Origin of the sequence: Methyloceanibacter marginalis (assembly GCF_001723295.1) — a bacterium.
GTDB classification, from domain to species: domain Bacteria; phylum Pseudomonadota; class Alphaproteobacteria; order Rhizobiales; family Methyloligellaceae; genus Methyloceanibacter; species Methyloceanibacter marginalis.
In genome coordinates, this window is sequence record NZ_LPWD01000237.1 from 1 (window position 1) to 6,607 (window position 6,607).

A 6,607-nucleotide genomic window follows, 5' to 3' on the forward strand; every position below is an offset into this window, starting at 1 on the left:
CGGCGAAGCCGATCTTCTCCCGTCGGCCGCGGCGCGCGCGCGGCTCGCCTATGACGAGCTTCTCGCCAATCAGCTCGCGCTTGCCATCATCCGCCAGCGCCTGAAGAAGCGCGCGGGCAAGAGTCTCGCCGGTTCGGGGAAGCTGCGCCGCGCCATCGTCGGTGCCCTGCCCTTCGCGCTGACGGCCGCGCAACAACGCGCCCTCACAGAGATCAATGCAGACATGGCAAGCGGCAGCCGCATGCTGCGGCTTCTGCAAGGCGACGTCGGCAGCGGCAAGACCGTGGTCGCGCTGCTGGCCATGGCGACAGCGGTCGAGGCCGGCACGCAGACCGCCTTCATGGCGCCGACGGAGCTTCTCGCCCGGCAGCATCTCGCCACGATCCGCGGGTTCGCCGAAGCCGCAAGTCTGCGCGTGGCCTTGCTCACGGGGCGCGAGCGCGGCAAGGAGCGCGACGGCATCCTCGAAGCCCTGAAGGCCGGGGACATCGATATTCTGATCGGCACCCATGCCCTGTTCCAGGAGACGGTCGCGTTTCGCGATCTCGGGCTCGTGGTCATCGACGAGCAACACCGCTTCGGCGTGCATCAGCGTCTCGCCCTGCAAAAAAAGGGCACGGGGACGGGCGCGGAGCTTCTGGTGATGACGGCGACGCCGATCCCGCGCACGCTACTGCTGACGAGCTATGGCGACATGGACGTCTCCCGGCTCGACGAGAAGCCGCCGGGCCGCAAGCCTGTGAAGACCAGTGCCATCCCGCTCGAACGACTCGACGAGGTGATCGGCGGCGTGGCGCGCGCCGTCGAGAAAGGCGCGCAGATCTATTGGGTCTGCCCCCTCGTCGCGGAATCCGAGGTCCTGGACGTGGCGGCGGCGGAAGAGCGCTTCATCGAACTTCGCGCCCGCTTCGGCGATTCCGTCGGGCTGGTGCACGGCAAGCTCACCGGCAAGGACAAGGACGCGGTGATGGCGCGGTTTGCGTCCGGAGCGCTTTCCATCCTCGTCTCGACCACGGTGATCGAGGTCGGCGTGGACGTGCCCAACGCCTCCATCATGATCATCGAGCACGCCGAACGTTTCGGTCTCGCGCAGCTTCATCAGCTGCGCGGGCGCGTGGGGCGCGGCGCGGCGGAGTCGTCCTGCATCCTGCTCTACAAGCAACCGCTGGGCGAGACGGCGCGCGAGCGGCTCAACGTGATGCGCAGCACGGAAGACGGCTTTGTCATCGCGGAAGAAGATTTGCGCTTGCGCGGCGGCGGCGAGGTTCTGGGCACGCGGCAAAGCGGCCTGCCCGCCTTCCGCACCGCCATCCTGCCCGAACACCAGGAGCTGCTGGAGGCGCGCGCGACTCGGCGCGACTGACGCTGTCCCGCAATCCGACGCTGGAAGGCGAGGACGGCGAACGCTTGCGGCTCTTGCTCTATTTGTTCGAGCGTGACGACGCGGTGAAGCTGATGCGCGCGGGCTAGACGCGCCTGGCGTAGTCCCGCGGCGCCATGCCGGTCCAGCGCCGGAAGGCGCGCGTGAAGTGAGCCTGGTCCGAATAGCCGAGCACGAAGGCAATTTCCATCATCGACTCTTGGCCGATGGCCAGGCGACGGACCGCCTCCGCATGCCTCAAATCGTCGACCATCTCCTCGAACGAGAATCCCCAGTCCCTCAGGCGGCGTTGCAGGGTCCGCGTGCTCATGCGCAGATATGCGGCAACACCCTCGACGCTGATTTCGCCGTAGGGCAGCCACTCCCGCAGATGCGAGGCTAGCGTCCGCGCGGTCTCGAGTGGGTCAACGTGGTTCCACGCCCTGGCGCCCCTTCGGTCGGAAAGTCGAGGATGGCGCGGTCGATGACGATCGCATCCTGCGCGCAGCCGAATTCGATCGACTGACCGAAGGTCTCCTCCAACCGCTCTCCCGTGCGCTCGTAATTTTGCGCGAAGCGTGCGCCGACCGCCTCGGGCACACCGGCGAGCAACGCCACGCTCCGCAAAACCGCGAGCACACCGAGTATGTGTTGCCTTGGCTCGAGGCTTGAACGGCCAACGAAGGCGAAGCTCAAAATACCGAACCTGCCTTCCGTTCGGAATCCGAGGTCGCTGCCCCCATGAAGCAAGCCGATACCACTGGCGGCGGCCGCACACGCCTGACGAAGGGTCGCGGCGCCCGACACAGCCGAACCCCAGGCACCGAGGTCCGAAAGGGCGAACGCGCGCCCGACATCGGCGCCGAGGAAGCGTTCGCCCGTGACGTTGTAGATCTCGTTGCCGAGCCTGAAGCACAGTTCGCGCGGCACCCAACCATTCGCGTCCAAGAGTGTCGACGGCGACACACCTGCCCTTTTGAAGATCTCGAGGGGATTGACGGAACGGCTCCTGAGATAAGGCGCGATGTGGAGCAGCGTGCGCGGATTATGCGCGAAGGTCTCGCCGAACATCACCACCCCCAACTTTGGCGCCAAATGGCAAGACTTCTAGCGCATCCGCCCACTACGGTCACGCTCCTTGCGACCCCCCACTCTGAGCACCCCAACCAGGAGACGACCCATGTTGACGAGACACAGCTTTATAGCGGCTGCGGCGCTGACCTTCATTCTTCTCGGCGTGACCGTCGCCGCAGCGGAGGAGGAAAAAATGGCCGATTTCCTCTTCGTGCAGAGCGCCAAGAGTATGAGCTTCGACCCGGCCACGAACAAGCTGACGCTCGAGAATGTCAGCCCCGTGACCGTGTTCTTCACCGACCGTCCCGAGCGCATCGCCGGCAACATGAAGACCACGGCGTTCATCCCCTTCTGGAGCGAAGGCAAGGACAGCTTCAAGTCCGATCCGCCCAACGCCGACATTTCCATCATCGACGGCAAGACGCTCAAACAGACCGTCGTGGAACTGCAGGATCCTGTACTCGACGGCGACACCCTCACCTACACGGTTAAGCTGACCCAGGGTGACATGCCCGCGGCCGGGACCGAGGTCGCGGTGTTCATCGACATTATCGGCCGGCCTTTGACACCGCTTTCCGTCGCCGGCGTCGGGCGCCGCTCCTTCCGGCGTGCCGCCATCTATTGAGGCGCCCCGAACATCACACTTGCTCTTCAAAAATAGCTGCCTTTGAAACCTAAAGAGGGAAACACATGACAAAGTTCACTTTGGTGCTCGCAGCCCTGCTGACTGGGACACTCTCTGCCGCAGCCCTTGCGCAAACCGCCTACCCGGTCACAGACGAGGAAAAGCAGTACTGCGCACACGATTATCGTCAGTACTGCAACGAAGAACGGCCTTGGAAGCCAACTGCTCGCACTCTGCATGAGGCAGCACGGCAAGGAGCTATCCCCGCAGTGCATCAAAGCTCTTGAAGACGCCGGAGAGGTGACGCCGCAAGAAGAAGCCGAGCTTAAGAAGCGCGGCGAGTAGAAAGAGCACTCGGGATAATCATGACGGATTCAGGTCAAATGACAATCGATCAGCGCGAAGCGGTTCCCTCCGGCAACCGAGGCACCGCAATGACAAAGCGTTGCGCAGGACTCACTCTGGTGACGTTGACAATCTGCCTTGGCTCGTTCGTCGCGCCGGCTTACGCACAGGAAGGCTCCGGCCAGGCTGCCGGTGCGCCCGCTGCGGCATCGGGGGACACCAAAAAAGAAGAGTCTTTTCTGGAGAAGCTGGAAGAAGACCTTAAGGAGACCACGACACCCACGGACGAAGAATCCGACCCGATCGGTACGGCCGAAGACGTTGACCGCGACCTCTATTAGGGTGGATCGCTCGACAGGAAGGCGGCGGCCTTGACGCCGCTTTCTTTCGCCAGTTTCACGCCGGAACTATCGGCGAGCCGCGCCATACTGATAGTCTGCACACCCGAGAAGGACGAAAAACGGTCCACGCTAGGAGGAATTCATGCGCTCTCTAAGTTCCGCAATGCTGGTTGGCATTGCCACGGCGTTCGTCGCCATCCAACCGGCCGCAGCGCAAGTCTCTCAAGAGACGGTCGACTCGCTATCCGCGCCGGACAAGATCGAGACGCATATCGGCACGCTGGAGTTCAAGGACGGTGCGCCGACTGTGGATACGGCTAAGAAGGTCTATGACACGCTCGACTTCACTCGTGCCCTCAACGCTTACAATAACAGCTTCCGGGGCGCCTCGGCCCTGGCCATCGTCAAGGGCTTCGAGAGCATCGGCGCCAAACCCGGCGATGTCGTCATCTTTTCCGAACTTATGGACTCGAACTCGCTGTTCCTGACAGCCAATGCCGACACGGTCTACTACCTGGCCGGGCTCGATCTGAGTAAAGGCCCGCTGGTCATCGAGCAGCCGTCGAACGCCGTCGGCACGATCAACGATATGTGGTTCTCGTGGATCATCGACATCGGCGGTCCCGGCCCCGACCGCGGGCTCGGCGGCAAGTACTTGATCGTCGGACCGGACTATGACGGTCCGTTGCCCGAGGGTGGCTACTTCGTCGCGCATTCGAAGACGAACTTCGCCATGTATGCGGCGCGTGCCTATCTCGTCGACAACGATCCCAAGCCGGCCGTCGAGAACGTCAAGAAGAACCTCAAGATCTATCCCTACCAGCCTGGCTCTTTCGGAACGAGCATTGCTCAAGCTCTCGAAGGCACCGTGGCCATCGCGGGCGAACCAAAGATCCCCGAGACGACGTTCATCGAGGGCAGCGGGCGCTCGTTCAATACGATTCCGCCGAGCGATTACGGGTTCTTCGAGCTGATCAACGAGAATGTCCAAAACCAACCCGCCACGAGCTACGACGTCGAGCTCGCCGGACAGCTTGCCGCCATCGGCATCGTGCACGGCAAAGAGTTCAAGCCGGACGACCGGATGAAGAAGATTCTGTCGGACGCGGCGGCGTTCGGCCAGGCAACGGGTCGGTCGCTCAACTGGCGCTACGCGATGAAGCATCCGGATTGGGCTTATTACGACGGTTCGCAGTGGGGCAGCATGCTGTGGGAAGGGGGAGCGTTCTTCGAGACCCCGCCGCCGCTCTTCGCGAACGGAATGTTCAAGCCGCTGCCGCCGACCGGCGCGCGCACGCTCGATTCGCGTGCAGCCTTTTACTACGGCTACACCCTCGACTCGCCGGGCATGATCATGCGCATTCCGGGCGTGGGGTCGCAGTACCTTATGGCCTTCCTCGATTCCGAGGGAAACCCGTTTGACGGTGCCAAGACGTACAAAGTAACGCTGCCCAAGGACATCCCTGCGAAAGCCTTCTGGTCCTTCACGCTCTACGACAACCAGACGCGCTCGATGCTGCAGACGCCGCAGAAATATCCGCGGGCCGGCAGCCAGTCCTATCCCTCGCCTGCGGCCGAAGTGGATGCCGAGGGTGCGACGACTGTTTATTTCGGTCCAGAGCAGCCCGACGGCGTGAAACGCGGCAACTGGATCCAGACCGATCCGAAAAAGGGGTGGTTTACGATCCTGCGCCTCTACAGCCCGCTGCCGTCCTTCTTCGACAAGAGCTGGCGGCCGACCGAAATCGAACTGGCAAATTAGAGAGAGGATAATCAGATCATGTTGCGAACGATGACTTTCGCCAAGCCAGTGGCATTGTTAGCCGCTGGCGTGTTGCTCACGTTTGCCGCCCCGGCAGCAAAAGCGGCCGAATGGCCGGGCATCGTCGACGCCAAGGACATCGCCGAGGAAGGCTTCATCTACGGCCTGCCGATCGTGATGAACTACGCGGTGATGTATGCCTACGCGGTCGACAAGGACTCAGGCCAGTTCAAGGCGCCGTTCAACGAAATCAAGAACGAGGCGCGCGTGTTCACCTACAAGGACACGGCGATCGTCACGCCGAACAGCGACACGCCTTATTCGTTCTTATGGATGGACCTTCGCGCCGAGCCCATGGTGCTCTCGGTTCCTGCGGTCGAGAAGGAGCGCTACTACGCGGTGCAACTCGAGGACGGCAACACCTACAACTATGGCTATATCGGCAGCCGCGCGACCGGCAACGAGGCCGGTGACTACATGGTCGTCGGACCCGATTGGCAGGGCGAGACGCCGAGAGGCATCAAGAAAGTCTTTCGCTCGTCGACCCAGTTCTCGCTCGCAGGGTATCGCACGCAACTCTTCAATCCGGCCGACATGGAGAACGTGAAGAAGATCCAAGCCGGCTACAAGGTGCAACCGCTGTCTGCCTATCTTGGCGAGCCTGCGCCCCCGCCGGCGCCGAAGATCGATTTTCCCAAAATCGACAAGGATCTCGTGAAGGCCAATTTCTTCGAGTACCTCGACTTTGCCTTGCAGTTCGCGCCGGCCGAAGCGAATGAAAAAGACATTCGCGCGAAGCTTGCCAAGATTGGCGTCGGTCCCGGCAAGGCCTTCGACTTCCATGAACTCCCGCTCGGCCACCGGCTGGAAATCGGCCTCGGCATGAAGCAAGGCGACAAGAAGGTCGACGCCTATTTGGCCAGCGGTGCGAAAGACGTGAACGGCTGGAAGATCGGCTCCTGGTTCGGCGACAGCGCCTTCTTCAATGGCAATTGGCTGTTGCGTGCGCAGGTGCAAAGGCGGTATCTACGGCAATGACTCGATCGAAAGCGACTATCACTGACCGGGATCGATACGGGACGGGCGAGACACTCGACGGA

At 62.3% G+C, this 6,607-nt stretch carries 6 protein-coding genes and 2 pseudogenes; 5 read left to right on the plus strand and 3 right to left on the minus strand.

Annotation, left to right across the window (positions count from 1 at the left end):
* Window positions 1-1,470 (plus strand): annotated as a pseudogene (recG, locus tag AUC71_RS09295) (ATP-dependent DNA helicase RecG); the annotation flags it as partial.
* Here recG and AUC71_RS21950 read toward each other — a convergent pair.
* Together AUC71_RS21950 and AUC71_RS09300 are read right to left on the minus strand one after the other, a co-directional pair.
* Complete coding sequence (locus AUC71_RS21950) at window positions 1,467-1,874, minus strand: helix-turn-helix transcriptional regulator (protein WP_280139303.1); 408 nt, start codon at window positions 1,872-1,874, stop codon at window positions 1,467-1,469. The pseudogene recG and the gene AUC71_RS21950 sit on opposite strands and share 4 nt — an antisense overlap.
* The gene (locus tag AUC71_RS09300; protein WP_083238232.1) at window positions 1,760-2,431 is read right to left on the minus strand and encodes an AraC family transcriptional regulator ligand-binding domain-containing protein; all 672 of its coding nucleotides are present in this window, start codon (window positions 2,429-2,431) and stop codon (window positions 1,760-1,762) included. Before AUC71_RS09300 ends, AUC71_RS21950 begins: the two co-directional genes overlap by 115 nt.
* A gap of 109 nt (window positions 2,432-2,540) precedes the next feature.
* On the opposite strand from AUC71_RS09300, the gene AUC71_RS09305 reads away from it, so the two are divergent.
* Together AUC71_RS09305 and AUC71_RS09310 are read left to right on the plus strand one after the other, a co-directional pair.
* Complete coding sequence (locus tag AUC71_RS09305) at window positions 2,541-3,059, plus strand: hypothetical protein (RefSeq protein WP_069624043.1); 519 nt, start codon at window positions 2,541-2,543, stop codon at window positions 3,057-3,059.
* Between the two features lie 383 nt (window positions 3,060-3,442).
* Window positions 3,443-3,745, plus strand: a complete 303-nt coding sequence (locus AUC71_RS09310; RefSeq protein ID WP_069624044.1) for a hypothetical protein — start codon at window positions 3,443-3,445, stop codon at window positions 3,743-3,745.
* On the opposite strand, the gene AUC71_RS21955 is transcribed toward AUC71_RS09310, so the two are convergent.
* The gene (locus tag AUC71_RS21955; protein ID WP_280139302.1) at window positions 3,742-3,873 is read right to left on the minus strand and encodes a hypothetical protein; all 132 of its coding nucleotides are present in this window, start codon (window positions 3,871-3,873) and stop codon (window positions 3,742-3,744) included. The two genes, AUC71_RS09310 and AUC71_RS21955, sit on opposite strands and share 4 nt — an antisense overlap.
* A 14-nt stretch (window positions 3,874-3,887) precedes the next feature.
* Here AUC71_RS21955 and AUC71_RS09315 point away from each other — a divergent pair, with 14 nt between their 5' ends.
* Complete coding sequence (locus tag AUC71_RS09315; RefSeq protein ID WP_069624045.1) at window positions 3,888-5,507, plus strand: DUF1254 domain-containing protein; 1,620 nt, start codon at window positions 3,888-3,890, stop codon at window positions 5,505-5,507.
* 18 nt (window positions 5,508-5,525) lie between these two features.
* A pseudogene (locus tag AUC71_RS09320) lies at window positions 5,526-6,564 on the plus strand (DUF1254 domain-containing protein); the annotation flags it as partial.
* Window positions 6,565-6,607: the final 43 nt, after the last annotated feature.